The organism is Herbinix luporum, from assembly GCF_900070325.1.
In the GTDB taxonomy this organism is placed as follows: Bacteria; Bacillota; Clostridia; order Lachnospirales; family Lachnospiraceae; genus Mobilitalea; species Mobilitalea luporum.
The window spans coordinates 951,722-977,027 of sequence record NZ_LN879430.1 but is presented as its reverse complement, the minus strand read 5'-3'; the positions used below and the strand labels follow the sequence as shown (position 1 = coordinate 977,027).

Sequence of the window (25,306 nt, the reverse complement as noted above, 5' to 3'; positions counted from 1 at the left end):
AGTATTGCTAATCAATACATTTATTTAATAGGTTGAAGCTTTCTTCAGCTTTATTTCTTATACTGTCAAAATCAAATAAAATAATAATATTTATAGAAAGGGATGATAAGATGCATAATTTTTGTTTTAAGACAGAATACACCGATTTAGGTCTGGTGTTCGGAGGCTGTTGTGCATATGGGAATTAATCAGGCTGGCAGATGGGAAAAATTTTGTAAAACTATCTATCAAAGTGTTGATCTTTATGCAGAAGCAAAAAAGGCACAGAAAAATTGCAGACGTAGTCTGGCTACTATCAAGGGGGGCTTTAGAGGAAGTAACAAGCTTTTTCGCCAGCAAGTACTTTCATTTTGGAGCAGGTACAATATAAAGCCCAAAAAAATGTGGTATGACCTTTATTGCTATAAGGATAAGGAATATGATCCTAGATATATCCCGGAAGATATATACTGGAGAATAATTTATCCGACCCTTAATAAAACTAGTTTTCGCCATGCATATACAGATAAATGCTTTTATAAACAGCTATTCCCTTATTTGAAGCAGCCTCGAACAATTCTTAGAAACAGTAATAATTGCTTTTATGACGGCTTAGGAAATATTATAAGCTTTGCACAAGCCAAAGCTATTTTAGAATCTGAGAAACAGTTTGTTTTAAAGCCGGCAATATATAGCGGCGAGGGAGTAGATATATTCTTTTATGATAAAGAAGAACATATGGATATTGATTTTGATAATTTATTGAAATTATATAATTCCGATTATATCGTTCAAGACATTGTATCCCAACATAAAACCTTGGCAGACATACACCCTAAATCCCTAAATACCATTCGGGTAATATCATTTTTGTTCCAAGGTGAAGTCTATATATCTTCTGCTATACTGCGTATGGGTGTTGGAGGCTCTCGTCTTGATAATGTTTCAGCCGGTGGTCTGGCTTGTCCAATTAAGAACGATGGCAGACTAAGTGATAATGCTATTAATAGAAAGTCTCAATGGGTAAGCAGTCATCCGGGCGGTACCGTCTTTAGTGAGATTACAATTCCATCTTACGTGAAAGTGCTTGATGCTATAAAAAGAGCCCATAAAGATATCCCTCATTTTCGCATTATCGGCTGGGATTTCTCAATAGATGAAGTGGGAGATCCGGTTTTAATCGAATACAACGGGGCTCCCGGTATGAATCAAGTCAGCTGTGGCCCGCTTTTTGGGGATCTTACAGAAAGCGTCTTAAATGAAATCTTTTTAGAAGAGACAATGGTTGCCACAAATGTAGCTATAAACTAATTTTCATAAGGAGGAATTAAGATGAATATTTCAGTATTAGGTGCCGGTAACGGCGGTACAGCTGTAGCAGCAGATTTAAGTTTAAGAGGTCATGATGTTACTTTAATAAAAACTTCCCATGCCCTCCATGATCAAAATTTCGAATATCTTATAAAGAATGAGGGTACTGTTAAACTGATAGAAAACGGCGAAACAAAGGTTGCTAAAATCAAGCAAATAACAAGGGATCTTTCAAAACTTAGTGAAAGTGAAGTTGTAATTATATATATACAGACAAATTATCATGAAAACTTGATTAAAAGGATAAAGCCTTACCTAAAAGATGGGCAAGTCCTATTAATTAACCCAGGTTATCTATCAACTACTTATGTCCTAAGGCATTGTAAAGATATAGATCTTACCATTTGCGAAGCCCAAAGTTCATTTATTGACTGCAGGATAAATGAACCGGGAACTATAAAAGTTGGTTTTCGTAATGTACGTAATCCTCTGGGAATATATCCTAAAAAACATTTGGAATATGGTAAAGAAAAACTGGATCATCTTGGATTTCCCTTCGTATACCTGCCCTCTGTAATAGAGGCAGGACTACATAATCCCAATCTAATAATCCATACAGTAGGTGCAATTATGAGTATTCCTCGCATTGAAAAAACCAAAGGCGAATACTGCATGTATCATGAAGTATTTACCCCCAGTGTATGGAATATCTTAGAGGCACTGGATAAAGAAAAAATGGATGTAATGGAGAAAATGGGCTGTGAACGGCTGCCCTATGTGGAAGCATGCAAATTCAGAAATACCCTAGATGATGAAAGGGATGCTAAAGAAGTATTTTTCTGGTATGCAGATATGCCTACACGGGCTAAAGGCCCAACTAAAGTAGATTCAAGATACATATCTGAAGATGTACCTCAAGGGCTGGTTCTTTTAGAATCTCTGGGTTTAAAGTATAAGATAGCAACACCTATATGTACAGCTTTAATTAATATTGCATCCGCCGCTTTAGGCCGCGATCTTAGATTAGAAGGAAGGACTCTTGAAAATCTCGGTGAAGACTTGTTAGATCTTATTATGAAAGATCGGGATAGCTAAATAATATAAGACCTATTCCAAGATGGCTATATAGCTCATTGGAATAAGGTCTTATTTTTTAAGCTAAAAGTTCTGCAATTTTTACAATTAACGGAATAGTTAGAATGCAAAATAAAGTTGATACAGTAAATATTTCTGCGGCATATACAGAGTTTTTATTAAATTTTATGGCAAATAGGGCACCGGAAGCTGCCGTAGGTGAGGAAGCCATTATAATAGCAACTATCTTAACCATCTCATTTATAGGTAACCATATATATAGAAGCAACAATACAAAAGGTATTATGATAAGTCTTATAAAGGCTATATAATAAGTCCTAAGATTTTTGGTAAATAACTTAATAATATTGGTCTTTCCTATGGTTACACCTGCTATTAACATGGCAAAAGGTGTATTAAGATCTGCTATATAATCAAGTGCCTCATACACTACATCCGGAACCCTAATCTGAAAGATAAAGAATAAAAGACCAATAATAATTGCAAAAATAGTAGGAGATATTAGTTTTTCTATAATGTCCTTGAATTTTAGATTCTCAGCTCCGGACATCAATATTACACCATGGGTCCATATAAAAATATTAAATATGGTAATGGAAGCCGTAACATAAAATACTCCTTCACTTCCAAAGATACTGTTAACTAAAGGTATCCCCATAAAACCCAAATTGGAATAGATACTTTGTAAACGCTCAACCTCTACATTTTCATTTTCCACATAGCTTTTAGTAGTACTGCCATCTATTGTTACAATCTTTCTCCTTTTTCTTCTTATCAATGTATAGGATATAATGATACCGACAATATGAGTTATTATGGAAAGTAAAAGAGATATGAGAAGTCCCTCTAATAAATCATAAGAAAAATCTCTTTGATATGATACAAAGATAACTATGGGATTAACCAGGGTCAATAATATATTGGATAATTTACTATTAGTAGCATCATCAATTAAGTTAGTTTTATAGCATATTACACCGATTATAATTATGATAAATATAACTGCAATTTGATAAATAAGTATACCTGAAATTGACATACAATTCTCCTGTCTGCTGTAATGTATAAATATAATGATATCTTTTAGCTTGTGCGATTTTCTTGAGATAATACCATACACTCAGTAAAATATCTGCCACTGGCTATATTAGCTCTCCAAAAGATGCAGATAAAACACTTATAAAGATACATAAAATATAATCAAGGTGGATATCATATTAAATCTCATATCCACCTTAGAAAATGTGGAATCATAAGGAAGCAGTAATCTAGAAGCACTTGCTACAAAGATTACTGCCATATCCCACAATATTAAATAAAATCTTCTAAATGACTATTTACTTTTATTGATTTTAGTCATCATTATTATCCTAACTTGTTTACTTCTTGTTCTACAAGTATACTGTCAACTTCGTTTTGGAACATTTTCATTCGTTTAATGAAATTTTCTTTATATTTCATGCGTTCCTGTTCATTCATATCAATAAATTCCACGTAATCCAGGTCGCTTTTATGTAATTTTGCACCACAATGGAAGCAAATAGCATCAGGATTTCTTGATACTATTCTAAAATTATAACATTTTGGACAGATAAAGATTCTTAGCATGTTATGACATCCTTCCATTAGAATGTTGGCAACATTCATTATACTCTTTGGTATAATGAATGTAAACCTTGTAAAAAGTTGCAAATAAGTGCTGCCAATAATTTTAACTGTCAAAATTTACAATTTATCTTATAGTATTTATCGGTTGCCATACATTTTTTCATAATAGGTTTGATATTCTCCGCTGATTATGTTTTCCCACCAGGTCTTGTTATCTAGATACCACTTAATTGTTTTCTTTATTCCTTCATCAAAGAAAGTGGTAGGTTCCCAACCTAGTTCCCTTCTAATCTTTGTAGGGTCAATGGCATATCTTCTGTCATGGCCCGGACGGTCTTTGACAAATTGGATTAAGTCCTCACTCTTACCAAGCTCTTTTAAAATAATCTTCACCACTTCTAGATTGGTCTTTTCATTATGTCCCCCTATATTATAGACTTCTCCTACAGTTCCCTTCCTTACTATTAAGTCAATAGCCTTACAATGGTCTATTACATATAGCCAATCCCTAACATTATCTCCTTTGCCATATACCGGAAGGGGCTTGTCATTTAGGGCATTGGCAATAATTAAGGGAATAAGTTTCTCGGGAAATTGATAAGGTCCATAATTATTGGAACAACGAGATATAGTTACCGGCAATTTATAAGTACGATGATAAGCCTGTACCAGCAAATCTGAGGAAGCCTTGGATGCAGAATATGGACTTGAGGTAGTAAGGGGTGTTTCCTCTGTAAAAAACAAATCCGGCCTGTCTAAGGGTAAATCACCATAAACTTCATCTGTAGATACCTGATGAAATCTTTCTATTCCATACTTTCTACATGCATCAAGAAGTACACCGGTACCCATAATATTGGTTTTTAAGAATACATCAGGATCGGTAATTGACCTGTCCACATGGCTTTCTGCGGCAAAATTAATTACCACATCGGGCTTTTCATCCTCAAACAATTTATATACAAAGCTTCTATCAGCTATATCTCCCTTCACAAATTTAAAATTTTCATTATTCATAACCGGCTCAAGGGTTTCTATATTTCCGGCATAGGTAAGTTTATCTAAACATATAATTTGATCTTCAGGATATTCTTCTAACATATAATGAACAAAATTTCCTCCGATAAATCCGGCTCCACCGGTAACGATAATTTTCATATTCACTCTTACCTCGTTTTCTATGTTATAGTTTTTATTTTAGTAAAATATTATGGTTTGTAAAATCGTTCTTAAGATTATCAAAAAACTTTAGTTTATGTTAAATTTATCAATATTAATAATATCTTAATATTATAATAACATATTTTTAGTATTTTTTGGTATAAAACTAAAATTTTTAATATAATTGTAAAAATATTACTTATATTTATTAACTAATAGTAAAAATCTATATCACTATCTCTTAAAAAGGGAGCATTCTTATCCTTATCTGATAGTATGGGGTCTTTAACTCCCCAATCTATATTAATTTCCGGATCATCCCACCGTATACTTCTGTCTGCCTCTTGGTTATAGTAATTATCTACCTTATATTGAAATTCAACGTTATCAGTTAAAGTCAAGAAACCATGCAAAAAGCCCCTTGGAATAAGCAGCTGGCGATGGTTTTGACAAGATAGCTCCACGGCTTCCCATTTCATATAAGTAGGAGAACCTTTTCTCATATCTACTACCACATCTAGAACGGCCCCCCTAGTACAGCGAACCAGTTTTGCCTGAGCCGCCTCCCCTTTTTGATAATGCAGGCCCCTAAGGACTCCCTTATTTGCAGAAAATGAATGATTGTCCTGAACAAAATCATAATAAAGTCCCGCCTCTTCAAATGCTTTTTTTGACCAGCTTTCAGTAAACCATCCCCTGCTGTCGCCAAAAACCTGGGGTTGGATTATATATAAATCCTGTATACTTGTCTTAATAATATCCATAAAATAAGCTCCTTTGTATCGTATTGGTACTTAGGGTTAATAAAGGATTTTACCTTGGGCGACCTTCATTAAATGTTCACCATAATTTGATTTTCCATAACGCTCTGCTGCCTCAAGTAATTTTTCCTTGGTAATCCAATCATTTATATATGCAATTTCTTCAAGGGCTGCTATCTGTATACCCTGGCGACTCTCAATAACTCTAACAAATTCCGAAGCTTCATTAAGAGAGTCTACAGTGCCCGTATCTAACCAAGCATAACCCCTACCAAGGGTTACTACATTTAAACTTCCATCCTCTAGATAGATCCTATTAAGATCTGTAATTTCAAGCTCACCCCTGGGGGAAGGCTTTATCATTTTTGCAAAATCACAGACTCTATTATCATAAAAATACAATCCGGTTACACAATAATTAGATTTGGGATTCTCAGGCTTTTCTTCTATGGATATAGCCTTGCCCTCCTCATCAAATTCAATTATACCGAATCTTTCAGGATCCTCTACATAGTAACCAAATACGGTAGCCCCCTGCTTTCTGGCAGCTGCTTCCCTAAGATGCCTTGTAAGACCATTTCCATAGAATATATTATCCCCTAAAATCATAGCACAAGAATCGCCATCAATAAATCTTTCACCGATTAGAAAGGCCTGTGCCAAACCGTCCGGAGATGGCTGAACCTCATAACTTAGATTAATACCATAATTTGAACCGTCACCCAGTAGCCTTTCAAAGTTTGGAAGATCAGTTGGAGTCGATATAATAAGAATATCCTGAATACCCGCCAGCATTAGGGTAGATAAAGGATAGTAAATCATTGGTTTATCATATACAGGCAGAAGCTGTTTAGATGTCACCATAGTAATCGGATATAACCGTGTGCCGGATCCGCCGGCTAAAATAATACCTTTCATAGGGCTATTCCCTCCTATTATTTATTTATCAGATATCATTAAATCAAAACCCTGTTCGGCAATGACATTAATTATCTTCTGCCTTATGGGATTAATATTTTTAAGCTTAGTAATCAGCTGATTGCTGAAACTATCAACCCTATTGTTAGTATCCCTCAAATCATAATAAGTCTTCATAATTTGATCATATTCTTTTATCAAATCACTATAATTATCAAAACATTTATAGCTATTTTCAAACATTCGAAGCTTCATATCCATCCTAGGCTTTAACTTTGGATTCTGATTTGGGTATCCAAATCCAAGACCCAGGGCAGGAAATGTCAGTTTAGGCAGCTTAAGCAGTTTCACAGTCCTACTGGGATCATTTAGTATACTACCTAAATATACAGTCCCAAGTCCTATACTTTCTGCCGCGGTTACCACATTTTGAGCCATCAGGCAGGCATCGGTAAAACCTTGAAAGAAGCGGTCCATATCCCCAATACTTTCCTCATGGCAGTTCTTCTCCTTGGCTATCTGACCATTACGGTATTGGTCCACTATAAAAATCCATAGCTCAGGCATTCTTGCCACGTACTCCTGCTTACAGATATCAGCCAGCTCATTTTTTATAGCTTGGTCACTTATCCTTATTATTGAACAGGCCTGCAAACCATTGGAAGTAGCAGTACGTTCTGCCACTTGAACTAACCGAGATATAATTTCATCTGAAATTGCTTTATCAGTAAATTCTCTTATAGTACGGTGGTTAAGCTGCATCTTTATTGTATCATCCATAGATTGCATAGATTTTCCTCCTTTACGACGTAATTATATCATATTTCATAAAAAGTGTCAGGTACTGTTAACAAATTATAAACAAATCCTCTTTCATTCATACATTGTTCATAATTTGCTAATGTTTTATTAACAGTACCTGACACCATTAAATTGACACAATTAATTATCCATTTCAGGAAGTGGAACTACCCCTGATATTGTAAATCTTAACTTAACTTTAAACTGATCTCCGTCTATTTCTACTTTGAAGTTTCCTCCACATGCCCTGGTAAAACTTTCAGCTATGGATAAACCTAGTCCGCTTCCCTCAGTTGTCCTTGATTTATCTCCCCTATTAAATCTTTGTAGTATTTCTTCAGCTGTAAAATCCATATCATATGATGCTGTATTTTTTATTACTACATTTACAATTTTATTATCAACCTCCATATCAATAAAGATCCTAGTACCTTGAAGTGAATATTTTAATGCATTTCCAATTATATTTTGAAATACCCTATATAGCTTCTTTCCGTCAGAATATATATATACCGGTGACTCTGTCAGAGTGGTTTTTATACGTATATTTGACTTTTCAATCTCATCCTCCATATCCCCTAAAGTCTGCTCAATCAGCTTCTTTAAATCTAGATTTTCCATATTAAGGGGAAGGTTTCCGCTGGTACTTTTAGCCAGATCAAAAAGATCAGATACAATATTTTTTAACCTTCCGGATTTATCAGCTAAAATATTTACATAATCCCTGGCCGCTTCCGGCAACTCTTCCTTAGATAGTAACTCCACATAACTAATTATGGAAGTTAATGGAGTCTTTAAATCATGGGATACGTTAGTGATAAGATCCACCTTCATCCTCTCTGACTTCATTTGCTCTTTTAAACTCTCTTGAAAGCCCAGATTGATTTCTTCAAAAGTTTTTCTATTTTCGTAAAAATACCAATATATTACTACAGCTTCTAACATTAATGGAAAGATCCATAATATAGTGCTTAAAAGTGAAAATATAGTGAATAGAAATACTAATAATCCGCTGGCCACTGTAAATATAATCTGTCTTCGATTTAAAGAATCTGTAAGAGGATAATTCTCAAATCTTTTAATATCAAATAAACTCCGGATATATTTATTAATACCGCTCCCGATTGCATACATCAAACTATGCTTCAACAACTTCCTTGCCTTTAACTTACGTACCATGCTAAGAAAAAGAACTCCGCATATAATTAGGGCAATTCCTGATAAAATTCCCAGGTAAATCATCATTACAATTTGGTCCATACTTAGAACATCACTGGGATCGCTTGTATAATTCATCTGATTGTTTATACCACCAAACCATATAACTAGGGTAAGTATTATAAGTAAAAATTGTATATCAGTATAAATTCTGTCCATGTAAGGAGTTAAATGAACCTTATCATCTTCAGGTTTTCGACCTGTTACAGTAATAAGGTGAATAATACATATTAAGGATATAACAAGGGATAGTACTAATAATTTTACCTTAGAAAGAACCTCTGACCTGTCAGAATTCCATTCCTGCTGCTTTTGCTGCATATGTTCCTCTGAAAAACCTATATATAAGGTATAATTTTTCATTTCACCATCTTGAGCTTCATTGTGACTTATATCATAAATGTGATCTGAACCAACCAAATAATAAGCCTCTAAGTAATCAGAATCATTTTTGTCACTTGAATTATAATCATCTGGTTTTTCTTTAGGAAACCATATCTCCCCATCATATTCATAATGATATTTAAGTTTAATTATTTCACTAAGTGTAATATTATTATAATATTTTTCACCGTCAGTATAATAATAAAAATATTTTGGTATATAATCTAACTTTTTGCCGACTGTAATTTTATTGAGAACATCATTGATTGCCGGTGTTATCTCCCCATATCGAAAGCCATCACTTTCCACATAATCTTTTACAAACAAAGACTCAATATTTAAATTACTAGCATAAAAAATATAATAGGTTTGTATAATAGCGCTTACCAAAAGAAACACTGTAAGAGCAAATGAGAAAATTTTCAAACCTTTCTTTCTACTAAATCTTCTCAATTTTGTAACCAATTCCCCACACCACCTTTAAATATTTCGGCTCCTTAGGATTAATTTCGATCTTTTCACGAATTCGCCTGATATGGACCATAACAGTATTTTCAACAGAATATGCGGTTTCCTGCCACACTCTCTCATAAATTTGCTCTGCTGAAAACACACAACCTGCATTTCTCATAAGAAACTCTAAAATCTTAAACTCCTTTGCAGTCAGCTTAACAGGTTCACCATCTACGGTTAACTCCACCTTTTCTACATCCATACATATGCCACCTATTACAATTTTATTGGCAGAATTATTACTGTCCTTATCTCCAAGCTGCAGATACCTGCGAAGCTGACTTTTTACCCTAGCCAGTAGCTCCTGGGGATTAAAAGGTTTAGTCACATAATCATCTGCTCCCATAGAAAGGCCCAGTATTTTATCCGAATCCTCTGATTTGGCTGACAGTAATATAATTGGGATATTCTTGCTATCCCTTATCTTCATCATGGTAGATAGACCATCTAGCTTAGGCATCATAATATCCAATATAATAAGCTGAACTTGATTAGATACCAAAGCATCAAGTGCCTCCATACCATTATAGGCTTTAATAACTTCGTAGCCTTCCATTTTCAGAAGTTTTTCGATTGCCCCCGCAATCTCTTTGTCATCATCAGCCACTAAAATTTTTGCAGTTTCCATATCCGGCTTAACCTCCTCTTTTACCGATATTATTATACTAGTAGGGGAATCTTAAATACCAGTAGATGAAAATCTTAAAAGTATCTTAAAAAGGTACCTTTTACGGTACCTTTATTTTAACAGCAACATCTTCTCTAAGTCCAAGGGTTCGATATATTGTCCGTCTTTATATGCTCTCATATTACCACCGGATATTTCGTCTATCAGTGCAATATGCTTATCTTCACCGATACGTCCAAATTCCAGCTTAATATCGTACAATTCAATTCCTTTTTTCTCCAGTTCTTCTTTCACGATATTTGATATTTTAACAGTTAAATCTTTTAGTATTGCATATTCTTCTCTGGTAAGGATGCCAAGCATATGAAGAGCATCTTCATTTATCAGTGGATCTTGTCTTTCATCATCTTTTAAGGTTACTTCTACATATGCATCCAAGGGCATTCCTTCCTTGGCATAGAGTCCGTAACGGCGAATAAAACTTCCCACCGCTCTATACCTACAGATAACCTCAATGCCTTTACCAAACATGGTTGCCGGTTTGACAGTCATAGTGGCTGCATCGATATCACAATCTATATAGTGGGTAGGTATTCCTTTTTCATTGATTTTCTCAAAAAATAATTTGGTAAGCTTTAATCCTGATCTACCCATTCCCTCTATGGTTAATCCTACCGAGTTGGCACCGGGATCAAATACTCCGTCTTCTCCGGTTACATCATCTTTAAATTTTAGCAAATAATTTCCGTCTTCTAGTTCATATACGTCCTTGGTTTTTCCTTTATATACAAGTTTCATAACAATCCCTCTTTCCCTAATATTTGCACCTGCTTTAGTTTTATGGTTTAAAGTTATATTATTTATTGCCTATTGTCAATAGAATCATACCCCGTTTATTCTTATGGGTTTTATTAATATTAGTTATAAATCGTATTCTTTATTATATTTCTTATTGCTTGTTTTATTAATTTAGAATACTATAGCTATATATGTAGTTTTAAATTTAACTTTTATAACAGGGGGAGGTCGTTTTATATGAGTTCTATAAATCAAGAACCCTTGCATGGATATAAGCTTTTACTGGTTGAAGATGATAAATCCATAGTGGAAGGACTGGAATATTATCTAAGCCAGGAAGGCTTTCAAGTTACCTGTTGTTATGATATGGCATCTACTATGGAAATACTTGAAAAAAACACCTTTGATATTGCTATTTTAGATTTATCCTTACCTGATGGCAGCGGATATGATATTTGCTTAAAAATTAAAAATACGAACGATATCCCTATAATATTTTTAACCGCCAGGGATGATGAAGGAAGTACAGTTATGGGACTTGATATGGGTGCTGATGATTATATTACAAAACCATTTCGAATAAGGGAACTTCACTCTAGAATAAAAAGTGTTTTAAGAAGATATGGTAAAGGAAAAGACAATAATAGCGAAGATATTTTAACCTTTGGCAATATTGAAATCAACCTAAAAGAAGGTAACGTAAGAAAAAATGGAAATATTATATTTTTAACTGCCCTTGAGTATCGTCTCTTTCTAACCTTATGCCAAAATAAAGGCAGGGTCCTAACAAGAAGCCAGCTTTTAGAAAGTATTTGGGATGTGTCCGGAGATTTTGTAAATGATAATACCTTAACTGTTTATATAAAGAGATTAAGGGATAAGATTGAAGATGATCCTCAAAATCCGACAATTATTAAAACTGTAAGAGGTTTAGGATATCAGGTACAAGGAAATGAAAGCTTATAAAGTCGTAAGAAAGGCATGGTTATGTTATGTTGTCTTTAAGAAATAAGGAATTGCGAAATATATTAATTCTATCCATAACATCCGTACTTATATTTACATTGCTTGGATTATGGATAAGTGTAGAAGTAGCACTTTTATTAGTTTTACAAGGTATACTATTAATTTTTCTTTTCTTTTTATTTACCTTATATCGTTATAGAAATATCAAAAAACTATCTACATATTTAAGAAGAATTCGCCAAGGAGAACATTCCCTTGATATAAGAGATAATGTAGAAGGGGAACTTAGTATTTTAAAAAATGAAATATATAAGGTCACAAGTATGTTATCGGAATATAATGAGAAATTAAAAAAAGATAAAATCCTCCTGGCTGATCATATGGCTGATATATCTCATCAGTTAAAAACTCCCTTGACATCAATGTTGGTCACTGTTGATTTATTAAAAGATAGGAATCTACCAAAAGATAAGTATGATCAATTTGTTTCAAATATATATTCTCAATTGGAGCGAATAAAATGGTTAGTTACTTCTCTTCTTACAATTTCTAAACTGGATGCCGGTGTTCTTGAAATGAAACCCGTAAAAACCAAGGCCTATGACTTAATTAGGTCAGCTATTGAACCGCTTTTAATTCCTCTTGAGATTAAAGATATTAGCTACCATATTAAAGGAGGGGACAATTATCTTTATTGTGATTTGCACTGGACCAGGGAAGCTATAATTAACATACTTAAAAACTGTATGGAACATACCCCCTTCGGTGGGCAGCTTTTTATTGAAATTAATGATAATCCCTTGTATTCCGAAATTATTATTAAAGATACGGGGATAGGAATCTCCAAAGCAGATTTACCTCATATTTTCACAAGATTTTATAGGGGGAAAAATTCCTCAAAAGACAGTGTGGGAATCGGTTTGTCAATGTCTAAAAGTATAATACGAGGTCAAGGGGGGGATATCACTGTAGATAGTAGGGAAGGTAAAGGAAGCATATTTAATATTAAATTATATAAATCTGTTATTTAAGAAAATGTATAGAAGTCCCCTCTTTCTTAAAAGTGACAATTTTGTAATAATTCCAGTCACTTAAAAGTCATCTTACAATGGTAGTATTATCTAAAATCTATATCAGATGTGATTAGATATGATTTATAAGTATGAGGAGGATTATAAAATGGAAATATTAAGAGTTGAAAATCTTACTAAAACCTACGGAAAAGGTAATACTGCCGTTACTGCTCTAGATAATGTTTCTTTCAGTGTAAATAAAGGGGAGTTTGTGGCTGTTATAGGACCTTCCGGTTCAGGTAAATCCACTTTACTTCATATAATAGGGGGAGTAGACTTTCCCTCTTCCGGAAAAGTATTTATAGATGGTACTGATATCTATAATCTAAATGAAACCCAATTAGCTATCTTTAGACGAAGACAGATTGGTCTAATTTATCAATTCTATAATCTAATACCTATATTAAATGTAGAAGAAAATATAACCCTACCCCAGCTTTTAGATGGAGGTTCTGTAGATAAGGAACATTTAAATGAGCTAATTTCAACCCTAGGCTTAGAAGGAAGGCTAAAGCATCTACCTAATCAATTATCCGGCGGCCAGCAACAAAGAGTATCCATAGGCCGTGCCTTAGTTAATAATCCGGCCCTGGTTCTGGCCGATGAACCTACAGGTAATCTTGATAGTAAAAATAGTGAAGAGATAGTAAATTTATTAAAACTCTATAATCAAATGTATAATCAGACCTTAATTCTCATAACCCATGATGAAAAAATTGCACTTCAAGCAGACCGGATTATAAGCATAGAGGATGGAAAAATCTCTAAAGATGAGGTGATAAGATCATGAATATAATGAATCGAATCACTTTAAAAGGTTTAAAAAAGAATAAAACAAGAACTATTGTTACTATTATTGGCGTAATATTATCAACAGCTATGATTACAGCTGTCACATCATTTGCTTCAAGCCTTCAACATTTTTTAATAAATTATACAACATATGGTATCGGTAATTGGCATATAAGAATTAAAACCCGCACCATAGATGAATATCAAGATATTATAGAAGACAATCAGATAAAGAAATATTCTGTGGTAAAAGACGGAGGTTATGCCCCCCTAGTAGGTTCAAAAAATGAATATAAACCCTATCTTTATATTATGGAATTGGATAATAAAGCCTTTGATACATTGCCTATTCACATAACACAGGGTCGCCTACCTAAAAACAGCAAGGAAGTACTGCTCTCAGAACACATCCTATACAATGGAGGGGTTGAGTTTAAACTAGGACAAGAAATAAGTCTTGAAGTTGGAGCCCGTTATAGTGACGGTTATAAATTAGACCAACAAAATTCTTTCCATCATATAGATACCGGTGAAACTGAAGAATTTATTGCAAGTGGTACTAGGTCATTTACCGTTGTGGGTTTTTTTGAACGTTTTCCTACTGAAATTGAAAATTTCGCAGCTCCCGGATACAGTATATTAACATGTTTAGATGATTCCTCCCTGACTTCTTTGGAAGATTCGGACCTATATATATACATTAATTTTAAAAATCCTAGAAAAGCTTTTAATTATATAGATAATTATCAAGATCATGATTATCATATTGATTCTATAAATTATGATATCTTGCAGTTAGAAGGTTCAAGTGATATATCAGGTTTTAACGCTGTAATTTATGGTCTATCGGGAATCATTATGACCATAATTATAATTGGCTCCGTAGCATTAATCTATAACTCCTTTTCTATCTCTGTAAGTGAAAGAAGGAAGCAATTTGGTCTCCTGTCTAGTGTTGGTGCTACAAGAAAACAATTAATGAACTCTGTATTTTTTGAATCCTTATTTATTGCTGTTATTGGCATCCCCTTAGGTATATGCTCAGGCATCCTGGGAATAGGCATAACCTTACATCAACTTAGGGATAATTTTATTATAATGCTTGGTGAAAGAATTCCCGTTGAATTAACTTTAAATGTATCGGTACCCTCTGTAATTGCAGCTGTTATTTTTAGTTTGATTACTATATTAATCTCTGCATATATACCTGCAAGGCGAACTAAGAAAATATCTGCAATAGACGCTGTAAGACAAACAGCTGATATAAAGCTAACATATAAAAAAGTTAAGACTTCTAAGTTAACCAGAAAAATCTTTGGTATTGAGGGGGATTTGGCACTTAAGAACTTAAAACGGAACAAAAAACGTTATCGCAGCACAGTCTTTTCCCTATTTATATCTGTCTTGTTATTTATAACTGCCTCATCATTTTCCATGTATTTAACAGATAGTGTGGAAAATGTATATGATAAATACAATTATGATTTTAGATATGCCGTTAGCGGAACAACAGATATAAGTGAGGAATATTTAGTAGCTTATGAAAACATTCGCAACTTGGATGGCATTTATGATAGTTCTATAATAAAAAAAATATATGGTACAGCATATCTAAAAAAAGAACAATTAGAAGCTTTCTATTACTCGGATATGATAGAGAATGGTTCCATAAATGATGGAGATGATATACCACTACATGTAGATATATATAAAGTTGATCATGAAACATTTATCAATTACATTGAAAAATTAGGCTTAAAAAAAGATAAGTTCCAAAACACCGAAGAAATTACTGCAATAGCAATCGACAGACAACATTATTATGACGATAAGGAAGAACGATTTAAAAATACCAAGTTACTAAAGGTTAAGCCTGATACCCACATAACTATCGATCTAAATAATGATGATGGTGATACTATATCCACTTCTATTGTTTTAGGAGCATATGCAGATACAGTTCCTATAGGTATTCCTGAATATAGCTATGACTATAGTATTACGTTACTTATAGACGAGGATATTTTAAAGGATTTCGATTGGTTTCATATGTTTTATATGTTCTTTAGTGCAAAAAAACCTTTTGATGTAGAACATCAAATAGTAAAAATACTAAATGATGCCGGGCTCGATAGTGGTAATCTCTATAATATAGCAGAGGATGTAGAGTATGAACGTAATATTATTCTTATAATAAAAGTTTTTGCGTATGGTTTTATTATATTAATGTCATTGATTTCTGTGACAAATGTATTTAACACCATAACTACAAATATTAATTTACGCCGAAGAGAATTTGCAATGTTAAAATCTGTTGGAATTACAGGTAAAGGATTTAACAAAATGCTTAATTATGAATGTATCTTCTACGGGTTAAAAGCCCTCATATATGGAATACCGACTTCTATATTTATAACCTATTTGATATATTTAAGCATAGATGAAGGTGTAGAGACCAGTTTCTACATGCCGGCACATAGCATTCTCATTAGCATACTCAGTATATTTTTGGTGGTCTTTATATCTATGATGTATTCCATGAAAAAGATTAGAAAAGAAAATATATTAGATGCACTGAAGAATGAGAATTTATAATTGTGACAGTTACCATGAATACTAATGTGTCAAAATAGCAAATATATTGCATACACATATACATCGAATCCACCCCTTGGAAAAGGAGTACAATATCTAATACTTTGAAAATTCCGTTGAAAAAACGTCAAATAAGGCAAACAAAAAGCCACTTCCAAATTTCTGGAAGTGGCATATTTACTGGCTTTTATCAATTAACAGCTCGTAGGGGAATCGAACCCCTGTTTCCGCCGTGAGAGGGCGGCGTCTTGACCCCTTGACCAACGAGCCTTGGAACAATATATATAATATACTATTCCTCGATAAAATGCAAGCTTTATTTTTAATTTTTTAAATTGTTTTATTAATTGAAACATTTTGTAAATTTTATAAAAAATCCATCAAAGACATCTGATTGGACTGGGGAAGATCTCCTAAAAGCCCCAGTCTTGCCATAGTATCAACCACCGTAGAGCTTACCTTACTACGTATCTTAAAATCGTCTCTGGATAAAAATTTCCCTTGTTTTGCAGCCTCTACTACCCCTTTAGCTGCCGTATCTCCCATTCCGTCTATGGAACTTAAGGAAGGCATAAGCTTATCTCCTACAATCTGGAATCTATGGGCTTGTGCTTTATACACATCTATGGGTACAAAGTCAAATCCTCTAGCATACATCTCTTGAACTATACGCATATCTCGATATGTATCCTGTTCTTTCTTAGTCAGGGTACTATATCTACGTTTGTAGTCAGCCATTACCTGTTCTAGATGTTCCCTTCCCTGGCACATCAGCTCATAGTTAAATGCCGATGCACGGATAGAAAAATAGGCACAGTAGTAAGCTAAGGGATAATATACCTTAAAGTAAGCTATACGAAAGGCCATCATAACATATGCCGCCGCATGGGCTTTGGGGAACATATACTTTATGGTTTTACAGGATCTGATATACCATTCAGGAATTCCTGCTGCCAGCATGGCTTCTTCCATTTCAGCAGTTAAGCCTTTACCCTTTCTTACACTTTCCATAATCTTAAAGGAAAGCCCCGGCTCCATTCCTGCATTAATTAGATAAGTCATTATATCATCACGGGTACAGATACAGGTAGACAAGGTACAGGTTCCTTCTTTAATAAGTAGCTGAGCATTATTTAGCCACACGTCAGTACCATGGCTAAGTCCCGATATACGGACCAAGTCTGAGAAAGTCTTTGGTTGCGCTTCCTTAACCATCTGCATAACGAAATCCGTTCCAAATTCGGGAACACCAAGACAGCCTAGCTCACATCCCCCAATATCATCGGGAGTTATACCAAGGGCACTGGTATCACTAAACAAAGATAATACCTTCTTCTCATCAAGCCTAATAGTCTTGGCATCTACTCCTGTAAGATCCTCCAGCATACGAATCATGGTAGGATCATCGTGGCCCAGTATATCTAACTTTAATAAGTTATGGTCTATGGAGTGATAATCAAAATGTGTGGTAATGGTCTTGGAATTCATATCGTTAGCAGGACGCTGAACAGGGGTAAATGAATATATTTCTTCTCCATGGGGTAATACCACTATACCACCGGGATGCTGACCGGTGGTTCGTCTTACTCCTACACAGCCCTCAATCAAACGTTCTATCTCAACATTTCTCTTGTGTATGCCCCGTTCCTCAAAATAATTTTTTACAAAACCAAAGGCAGTCTTATCAGCTAAGGTTCCGATAGTACCGGCACGGAAAGTATGGCCTTCGCCGAATATTTCCTCCGTATATTCATGGGCCCTGCTTTGATATTCACCGGAAAAGTTTAAGTCTATATCCGGCTCCTTATCCCCATCAAAACCGAGGAAGGTTTCAAAGGGTATATCATGGCCGTCTTTTTCTAAGGGTTTGCCGCATACAGGACAATTCTTATCCGGCATGTCGCATCCGGAACTTCCTGCAAACTTCTTTACTTCCTCAGAATCAAAATCACTATAATTACAGCTACTGCAGTAATAATGAGGGGGTAAAGGATTAACTTCCGTAATTCCTGCCATGGTAGCTACAAAAGAAGATCCCACAGAGCCACGGGAACCTACCAGATACCCGTCCTCATTGGACTTCCATACCAGCTTCTGAGCAATTATATACATAACCGCAAATCCGTTGGATATAATGGATGTAAGCTCATGTTCCAGCCTTTCTTTAACCTGGGACGGAAGCTCTTTACCATAAATAGCATGGGCTTTATCATAGCAGATTTTTCTTAGGTTTTCATCGGAATTTGGAAGTACAGGAGGACATTTATCCGGCCGCACCGGTGATATCTTTTCGATTTGATCACATATCAGGTTAGTATTGGTGATAACCACCTCTTCTGCCTTTTTGCTACCCAAATATGAAAACTCCTCCAGCATCTCCTCGGTAGTCCTAAAATACAGGGGAGGCTGATTGTCTGCATCCTTAAAGCCCTTACCGGCCATTATGATTCTGCGGTACACCTCATCCTCAGGATCAAGAAAATGCACATCACAGGTGGCGACAACAGGCTTATTATATATCTCTCCAAGCTCTACAATCCTTTGATTAATCTTTATCAAATCTTCCTTGGAATGGATATTTCTTTCATCGCTTCTCTCACTGTGGATTAAAAATTCATTATTAGCCAGTGGCTGTATTTCCAGATAGTCATAGAAATTAACCAGTCTTTCAATCTGTTCATCTGATTGATTAGAAAGTAATGCCCTATATATCTCACCGGCTTCACAGGCAGACCCTACTAGGATACCCTCCCTGCATTCCATTAAAAGACTCTTGGGTATTTTAGGCCTCTTATTATAATATTCTATATGGGACATGGAAACCATCTTATATAAATTAACCCGTCCCAGATCATTTTTGGCCAGTAGTATGGCATGATAAGCAGGAAGCTTACGAATAGACTCTGCAGGAAGCCTTCCCAGCTTATCGATTTCATTTACATTATCAACATTTCTTTCTTTTAGCATATCTATAAACTTAACAAAAATCTCAGCGGTAGCACCGGCATCATCTACTGCCCTATGATGATTTTCTAATGATACCCCTAGTGCCTTTGCTACATTGTTTAGCTTATGTCTGCTTAAATTAGGAAGCAGGATTCTTGATAAACCGACGGTATCAATATAGGTAAATTTATGATTTAAACCGAGTATCTGAGCATTTCTTATAATAAAGCCCATATCAAAGGCTGCATTATGGGCCACTAATACGGCACCCTTACAAAATTCCAAAAACTCCGGAAGAACCTCTTCTATGACAGGGGCCTGGGCAACCATATCATCATTAATGGTAGTCAACTGGGTAATCTCATATGGGATTGGTATCTGAGGATTTACAAATGTACTATATCTTTCGGTAATTTCCCCTTTTGATATCTTCACCGCTCCAATTTCAATAATTTTATCATTTATCTTACTAAAACCGGTGGTCTCAATGTCAAATACAACAAAATCATTATCTATAAGGCTTTGACCCTGCCCACCTACTACCACTTCCTTAATATCATCTACTAGGTATGCTTCCATACCATAAATAACCTTAAAAGCCTTAGCTCTTTCCTGCTCCTTAGGATCAGAAAATGCCTTTGGATTTAGGGCATGATTTGCATCGGGGAAGGCTTGTACTACACCATGGTCTGTTATTGCCACTGCAGGATGTCCCCATTCAAAAGCACGGCGAACCAATTTTTTTACATCCACTACTGCATCCATATCACTCATCATGGTATGGGCATGTAACTCCACACGCTTTTTAGGGGCCCTGTCAATTCTTTTGCTTCTAAAATCCTCGATGGTCTTAATACCTACCACAGATCCTATGGTAATATCCCTCTCATAAGTATCTGCCATGGCAATTCCCTTTAACATATAAAAGGAACCTTCTTTAATACTATCTAGGATTTCATCTACTTGAATAGTTTTTGCATACAGCTTTACCTTTATAGAATCAGTAAAATCCGTTAAGACAAAGGTAATTAAGCTTTTCTCATTACCTATGGGTCTTGTCTCTAACTTCCTGACCATTCCCCGGATTACTACTTCACCGATTTCACCGATAATATCACTGATAGATATTACATTTCCTTCAAAATTCCTGCCATATACTACGGAAGGATCTTTAGGTAATCTATAATATGTGGATTTTTTAGATTTATTAGCATTACCATTTCCACTTTTATTATCACTGGGTACAGGTGTTTCTATGGTATTACTTACCTCCTTATTATCTATAGCATAATTAGAAGGTTCCTTAACTCCAGCATCTTCTGTAAGATTATCTACTCTTATACTTTCTGCTTTAACAAATTCATAATGATGATTTGCATACTCCTCATCATCGTCGTAATCCTCCTCATCATCCTGTCTTAAAAAAGCAGGCAATTTAACCTTTTTTTCTTCCTTAGGCTTTACATATTCAAAGGCTACATTTATATCATAACCGAAACGTTCCTTAAACAAATCTATAAGATAATCCTTAAGCTTTTCTAGTTTATCCTTAACCACACAGCTTTCAGTTGACTTAATAATAATTTTGTTTTCTTCGATTTTAGTCTCTGCCTGTGTCAAAATATGATAAGTAACAATACTTTCCTCTTTTAGTTCCTCTAAGATACAGTCACGATATATAGAAAAAAGCTTTTCCAGATTATAATCACTATTAAGCTCAAAATACGGTTTAATGTATGCTTTATTTCCGGTATGTAAAAAAAGCTGCCGATTAAGCAGTTCTTCCATCCTTTTTATGTTTTTACTATGAATCAATCTATTACTTTTAATATGAATTTGAATGGTCCTGTTTTTCCTGGATGCAACCACCCTTACAACTTCAGCCTGGCTGTAAAGATCTATTAATTTGTCATCACAGGTCAATCCTTCAAAAGCTTCAAAAAATAACATGACTTATTCTCCCATTCTAATCATCATTTATATTAATTATTTTCTATTATAACAGATAAGCAGATTAGAATTCCATAGACTAATCTGCTTATCTTAAAAATATTATTAAAATATTATTTCCAATTCTCCAGTTCATAACGAAGTGTATCAAGAAGCTCATCTTCCGCAACCTTACGGACAATCTCACCTTTTTTTATCAGCAGGCCTACACCATTACCTCCGGCTATGCCTATATCTGCCTCCCTAGCTTCTCCGGGACCGTTTACGGCACAACCCATCACTGCAACCTTAATATTTAAATGGTCAAACTCTGCTGTCAGCTTTTCAACTTCCCCGGCCAGCTTAATTAGATTTATCTGTGTCCTTCCACAGGTAGGACAAGATACCACATCAATTCCTCCCCTTCGGTAGCCTAGGGTTTTTAAGATAAGTTTCGCTGATTTTATCTCTTCAACGGGATCTCCGGTTAAGGATACTCTTATGGTATCACCTATACCTTGATAAAGAATAATTCCAAGTCCCACGGAGGATTTTATATTACCGGCATTAACAGTACCGGCTTCAGTAATACCCACATGCAGGGGGTAGTTAGCTTCTTTGGCAATAAGCTCATGGGCCTTAATGCACATAATTACATCGGAGGATTTAATGCTGATAACAAGATTATCATAGCCCATATCCTCTATTCTCTTAACATTATTTAGGGCACTTTCTACCAGTCCCTCTGCATTTACCCGGCCATGCTTTGCCAATATATCTTTTTCAAGAGAGCCGCTGTTTACCCCTACCCGGATAGGTATCTTTCTTTCTTTTGCCACCTTAACTACAGCCCCTAGCTTTTCATCATCACCTATATTGCCTGGGTTGATACGGATTTTATCCGCTCCGTTTTCCATGGCGGCAATGGCCAGCCTGTAATCAAAATGAATATCAGCCACCAGGGGTATACTAATATGCTTCTTAATGTCTTTTAATGCCTTAGCTGCTTCCATATTAGGTACCGCACAGCGAATAATATCACAGCCTACCTTGGTAAGCCTTTGTATTTGATCTACAGTGGCTTTTACATCTTCTGTTTTTGTATTTGTCATAGACTGGATTAGGATAGGATTTCCTCCTCCTATTACCCTATTACCAATCTTAATCACCTTGGTATTATCTCTAAACATATTTCACAGCCTCTCTAAATTCTTATGCGGCTAAATTAATATAATTAATCGCAAATTATAATTCTTCATTCATATTTTCTTATCCGAAAATTCTACGGAAATCATTAAATACTACTACAATCATCAGCAGCATAAGAAGTGTTAATCCTATAAAGTGCACCATGGCTTCTTTTTCTTTAGGAATAGGTTTTTTTCTGATAGCTTCAATAATAAGAAAGACTAATCTTCCACCATCCAGTGCAGGTAAAGGCAGCAGATTAACAACACCTAAGTTAGCACTTAGTAAAATTGCAAAGTTTGCAAGACTAAGAAAGACTATACCGGCACCTTCATCGGAAGTCTGATCCACTATATTATCTACCATTGAGACTATGCCCACAGGGCCGCTGATTTCATTTATACTGGCCTTACCGGATACCATATATTTAAGACTGCTTATAACATAATCAATACTATATTTCAGTTCAAAGAAACTATTTTTTACCACCTCAAAAGGTGATACCTTTTCCCTATACAAATTATAATGTAGCCCCAGTTCATAACTGTCTTCCACAAGTTTTGGGGTTATTTTAGCAGTCTTTTCTTCGTTTCCATGAAGATAGGTAATATCTAGGGGGGCATCGGTTATAGGATTTGCCTGAAAATACTCTACCATATCTTTGCCGGTTTCAATAGCAGTTCCATTAATTCCGGTAATAATATCCCCAGGTACTAAGCCTGCTTCATAAACAGGAAAGCCCAGTTCAAGCCCAAGCAGTACAGCATTTTCAGTTTCACCGCTATATTCAATTCCTAATTTATAAAAAGGCGGTCGTAACTTAGGATATACAGTTGTTTTATAATCCTTATTATCTCTTTCATAAGTAATATCAATTGCTTCTTTGCTAATAGGATTAAAGAATAAGTACAAATCGATTTCTTTTCCAAAATGTATTCTCTTACCGTTAATCTTCTTTATCATATCTCCTTCTCTTATCCCAGCTTCATATACGGGAGAATCTTCCTTAACCTGTAACACTTCAGGCTTATCAACTCCCACCGCTCCGATTACTACTAAAGCCAGAACAATTGCAAGGATAAAATTAAAAAAAGCACCGGCAAATATTACAGAAAATCTGGCCCATACTCCCTTAGTATGGAAAGCCCCTTCCTCATTAAGATCTTCATCCTCACCTAACATCATGCAAGATCCGCCGATAGGTAAAAGTTTTAGGGAGTATCTTGTTCCGTTTTTTTCAAAACTGGCTAATCTTGGGCCCATGCCTAAGGAAAACTCCGTTACTGTTATACCGTTTTTCTTAGCAAGAAGAAAATGTCCCAGTTCATGGATAAAAATAATTAATCCCAAAATTAGAATTGCTATTAATATATTCATAAGCATAATCCTTTCTCAATTAGATAAATAAATTACCTAACGGTATCTACAATTCCTTCTATAAAATCATATGTCTCTTGTTCTGTGTTAAGAATTTCATTTAAGGAAGGAGATGTAATTATAATATGATTCTCCATAGCTTTAGAAATAAGTTTGGGAATATCCAAAAACCCAATCTTACCTTCCAAAAATCTAGCCACTGCCCATTCATTAGCTGCATTAAATACCGTAGGCATACTTCCTCCCAGTTTTCCTGCCTCAAGTCCTAATTTTAGTCCGTAAAATGTCTCCATATCAGCTTCTTCAAAAGTAAGCTGATTTATCTTAGTCAAATCCAACCTTTCTCCCAACTTCATTTCCTTTCTGTCGGGATAAAAAAGGGCATATTGGATAGGAAGCCTCATGTCAGGTAAGCCCATCTGAGCTATAACACTGCCATCTAAGTATTCCACCATTGAGTGGATAATACTCTGGGGATGAACAAGAACCTGCACTTGAGAAATAGGCACTCCAAAAAGCCAGGCCGCTTCCATAACCTCTAAGGCTTTATTAATCAAGGTGGCAGAATCTATTGTAATCTTATTACCCATACTCCAATTAGGATGTTTTAAGGCGTCCTGGGGAGTAATATTTTTTAAAGATGAAATATTCAGTCCACGAAAGGGTCCGCCGGAGGCTGTCAGTATAATTTTATGGATGTTTTTTTTGCTTTCACCATTAAGAGCCTGAAAAATAGCTGAATGTTCACTATCTACAGGCAGTAGTTTAACACCTTTCTCCTTGCACAAGGGCATAATAAGATGCCCTGCTGTAACCAAGGTTTCCTTGTTAGCCAAGGCTATGTTCTTACCGGCTTTTATTGCTTCTATAGTGGGCAATATACCAATCATGCCAACTAATGCAGCCACAACCGTATCGGCAGAACTTAAGCTGGCACAGGCAATAATCCCATCCATCCCGGTTTCAACAGGAACCTGTAAATCTTTAATGTTTTCTCTAAGCTGCTTTGCCTTGTTTTCATCATATACACATACAAGTTCAGGCATAAATTCCCTTATCTGCTGCTCCAGTAAGTCTATATTGGAATGAGCCACAAGGGAGACTACCTTTATTTCATCCTTATGTTCTCTTGCAACCTCCAAGGTCTGAATGCCTATGGAGCCTGTAGAACCAAGTATTGCTATCTTCTTCATTATTGCCTCCATGTAATTTACACATATAAATACCATGTGATTTTATCATGTAATTATGTTCATTTTGTGATT

At 35.1% G+C, this 25,306-nt stretch carries 19 protein-coding genes and 1 tRNA gene; 6 read left to right on the top strand and 14 right to left on the bottom strand.

Annotation, left to right across the window (positions count from 1 at the left end; genetic code table 11):
- Window positions 1-177: 177 nt before the first annotated feature.
- Together SD1D_RS04495 and SD1D_RS04490 are read left to right on the top strand one after the other, a co-directional pair.
- The gene (locus tag SD1D_RS04495) at window positions 178-1,290 is read left to right on the top strand and encodes a sugar-transfer associated ATP-grasp domain-containing protein (RefSeq protein ID WP_058257817.1); all 1,113 of its coding nucleotides are present in this window, start codon (window positions 178-180) and stop codon (window positions 1,288-1,290) included.
- A 21-nt stretch (window positions 1,291-1,311) separates the two neighbouring features.
- Window positions 1,312-2,385 carry an NAD/NADP-dependent octopine/nopaline dehydrogenase family protein gene (locus SD1D_RS04490; RefSeq protein WP_058257816.1) on the top strand — a complete coding sequence of 358 codons (1,074 nt, stop codon included), beginning with the start codon at window positions 1,312-1,314 and terminating at the stop codon, window positions 2,383-2,385.
- 58 nt (window positions 2,386-2,443) lie between these two features.
- Here the strand turns inward: SD1D_RS04490 and SD1D_RS04485 are convergent, their stop codons facing one another.
- From SD1D_RS04485 to SD1D_RS04445, 9 genes are all read right to left on the bottom strand, one after another.
- The gene (locus SD1D_RS04485) at window positions 2,444-3,424 is read right to left on the bottom strand and encodes an AEC family transporter (RefSeq protein WP_058257815.1); all 981 of its coding nucleotides are present in this window, start codon (window positions 3,422-3,424) and stop codon (window positions 2,444-2,446) included.
- Window positions 3,425-3,750: 326 nt separating this feature from the next.
- The gene (locus tag SD1D_RS04480; RefSeq protein WP_058257814.1) at window positions 3,751-3,993 is read right to left on the bottom strand and encodes a hypothetical protein; all 243 of its coding nucleotides are present in this window, start codon (window positions 3,991-3,993) and stop codon (window positions 3,751-3,753) included.
- 138 nt (window positions 3,994-4,131) lie between these two features.
- On the bottom strand, window positions 4,132-5,151 hold the full coding sequence (gene rfbB, locus SD1D_RS04475) for a dTDP-glucose 4,6-dehydratase (protein ID WP_058257813.1): 1,020 nt from the start codon (window positions 5,149-5,151) through the stop codon (window positions 4,132-4,134).
- 215 nt (window positions 5,152-5,366) lie between these two features.
- Window positions 5,367-5,918 carry a dTDP-4-dehydrorhamnose 3,5-epimerase gene (rfbC, locus tag SD1D_RS04470; RefSeq protein ID WP_058257812.1) on the bottom strand — a complete coding sequence of 184 codons (552 nt, stop codon included), beginning with the start codon at window positions 5,916-5,918 and terminating at the stop codon, window positions 5,367-5,369.
- A 36-nt stretch (window positions 5,919-5,954) separates the two neighbouring features.
- Window positions 5,955-6,833: a glucose-1-phosphate thymidylyltransferase RfbA gene (gene rfbA, locus SD1D_RS04465; RefSeq protein WP_058257811.1), complete on the bottom strand. Its 879-nt coding sequence runs from the start codon at window positions 6,831-6,833 to the stop codon at window positions 5,955-5,957.
- A gap of 21 nt (window positions 6,834-6,854) precedes the next feature.
- Window positions 6,855-7,622 (bottom strand): NADPH-dependent oxidoreductase, encoded by a 768-nt coding sequence (locus tag SD1D_RS04460; protein WP_242955253.1) that lies wholly within the window; start codon window positions 7,620-7,622, stop codon window positions 6,855-6,857.
- Window positions 7,623-7,775: 153 nt separating this feature from the next.
- Window positions 7,776-9,701, bottom strand: a complete 1,926-nt coding sequence (locus SD1D_RS04455) for a sensor histidine kinase (protein WP_058257810.1) — start codon at window positions 9,699-9,701, stop codon at window positions 7,776-7,778.
- Window positions 9,676-10,377, bottom strand: coding sequence for a response regulator transcription factor (locus tag SD1D_RS04450; protein WP_058257809.1), 702 nt, complete (start codon window positions 10,375-10,377; stop codon window positions 9,676-9,678). The genes SD1D_RS04455 and SD1D_RS04450 overlap by 26 nt, the downstream gene beginning before the upstream one ends.
- Window positions 10,378-10,488: 111 nt before the next feature.
- Window positions 10,489-11,175, bottom strand: a complete 687-nt coding sequence (locus tag SD1D_RS04445; RefSeq protein WP_058257808.1) for a phosphoribosylaminoimidazolesuccinocarboxamide synthase — start codon at window positions 11,173-11,175, stop codon at window positions 10,489-10,491.
- Between the two features lie 237 nt (window positions 11,176-11,412).
- Here SD1D_RS04445 and SD1D_RS04440 point away from each other — a divergent pair, with 237 nt between their 5' ends.
- The 4 genes from SD1D_RS04440 (at window position 11,413) to SD1D_RS04425 (ending at window position 16,601) form a co-directional block, all read left to right on the top strand.
- Window positions 11,413-12,141, top strand: a complete 729-nt coding sequence (locus SD1D_RS04440) for a response regulator transcription factor (protein ID WP_058257807.1) — start codon at window positions 11,413-11,415, stop codon at window positions 12,139-12,141.
- A 26-nt stretch (window positions 12,142-12,167) separates the two neighbouring features.
- A complete protein-coding gene (locus SD1D_RS04435) occupies window positions 12,168-13,172 on the top strand; it encodes a sensor histidine kinase (protein ID WP_058257806.1) in 1,005 nt (334 codons plus the stop codon).
- A 148-nt stretch (window positions 13,173-13,320) separates the two neighbouring features.
- Window positions 13,321-14,004 (top strand): ABC transporter ATP-binding protein, encoded by a 684-nt coding sequence (locus tag SD1D_RS04430; protein WP_058257805.1) that lies wholly within the window; start codon window positions 13,321-13,323, stop codon window positions 14,002-14,004.
- The gene (locus SD1D_RS04425) at window positions 14,001-16,601 is read left to right on the top strand and encodes an ABC transporter permease (RefSeq protein ID WP_058257804.1); all 2,601 of its coding nucleotides are present in this window, start codon (window positions 14,001-14,003) and stop codon (window positions 16,599-16,601) included. Before SD1D_RS04430 ends, SD1D_RS04425 begins: the two co-directional genes overlap by 4 nt.
- Before the next feature lie 198 nt (window positions 16,602-16,799).
- Here the strand turns inward: SD1D_RS04425 and SD1D_RS04420 are convergent.
- From SD1D_RS04420 to SD1D_RS04400, 5 genes are all read right to left on the bottom strand, one after another.
- Window positions 16,800-16,871: transfer RNA gene (locus SD1D_RS04420), tRNA-Glu, on the bottom strand.
- A gap of 96 nt (window positions 16,872-16,967) precedes the next feature.
- The gene (locus SD1D_RS04415) at window positions 16,968-21,497 is read right to left on the bottom strand and encodes a PolC-type DNA polymerase III (protein ID WP_058257803.1); all 4,530 of its coding nucleotides are present in this window, start codon (window positions 21,495-21,497) and stop codon (window positions 16,968-16,970) included.
- A 113-nt stretch (window positions 21,498-21,610) separates the two neighbouring features.
- Window positions 21,611-22,666 (bottom strand): flavodoxin-dependent (E)-4-hydroxy-3-methylbut-2-enyl-diphosphate synthase, encoded by a 1,056-nt coding sequence (gene ispG, locus SD1D_RS04410; protein WP_058257802.1) that lies wholly within the window; start codon window positions 22,664-22,666, stop codon window positions 21,611-21,613.
- Window positions 22,667-22,745: 79 nt separating this feature from the next.
- Entirely contained in the window at window positions 22,746-24,041 is a 1,296-nt protein-coding gene (gene rseP / locus SD1D_RS04405) for an RIP metalloprotease RseP (RefSeq protein ID WP_242955252.1), read from the bottom strand.
- Window positions 24,042-24,073: 32 nt separating this feature from the next.
- Window positions 24,074-25,234, bottom strand: a complete 1,161-nt coding sequence (locus SD1D_RS04400) for a 1-deoxy-D-xylulose-5-phosphate reductoisomerase (protein ID WP_058257800.1) — start codon at window positions 25,232-25,234, stop codon at window positions 24,074-24,076.
- Window positions 25,235-25,306: the final 72 nt, after the last annotated feature.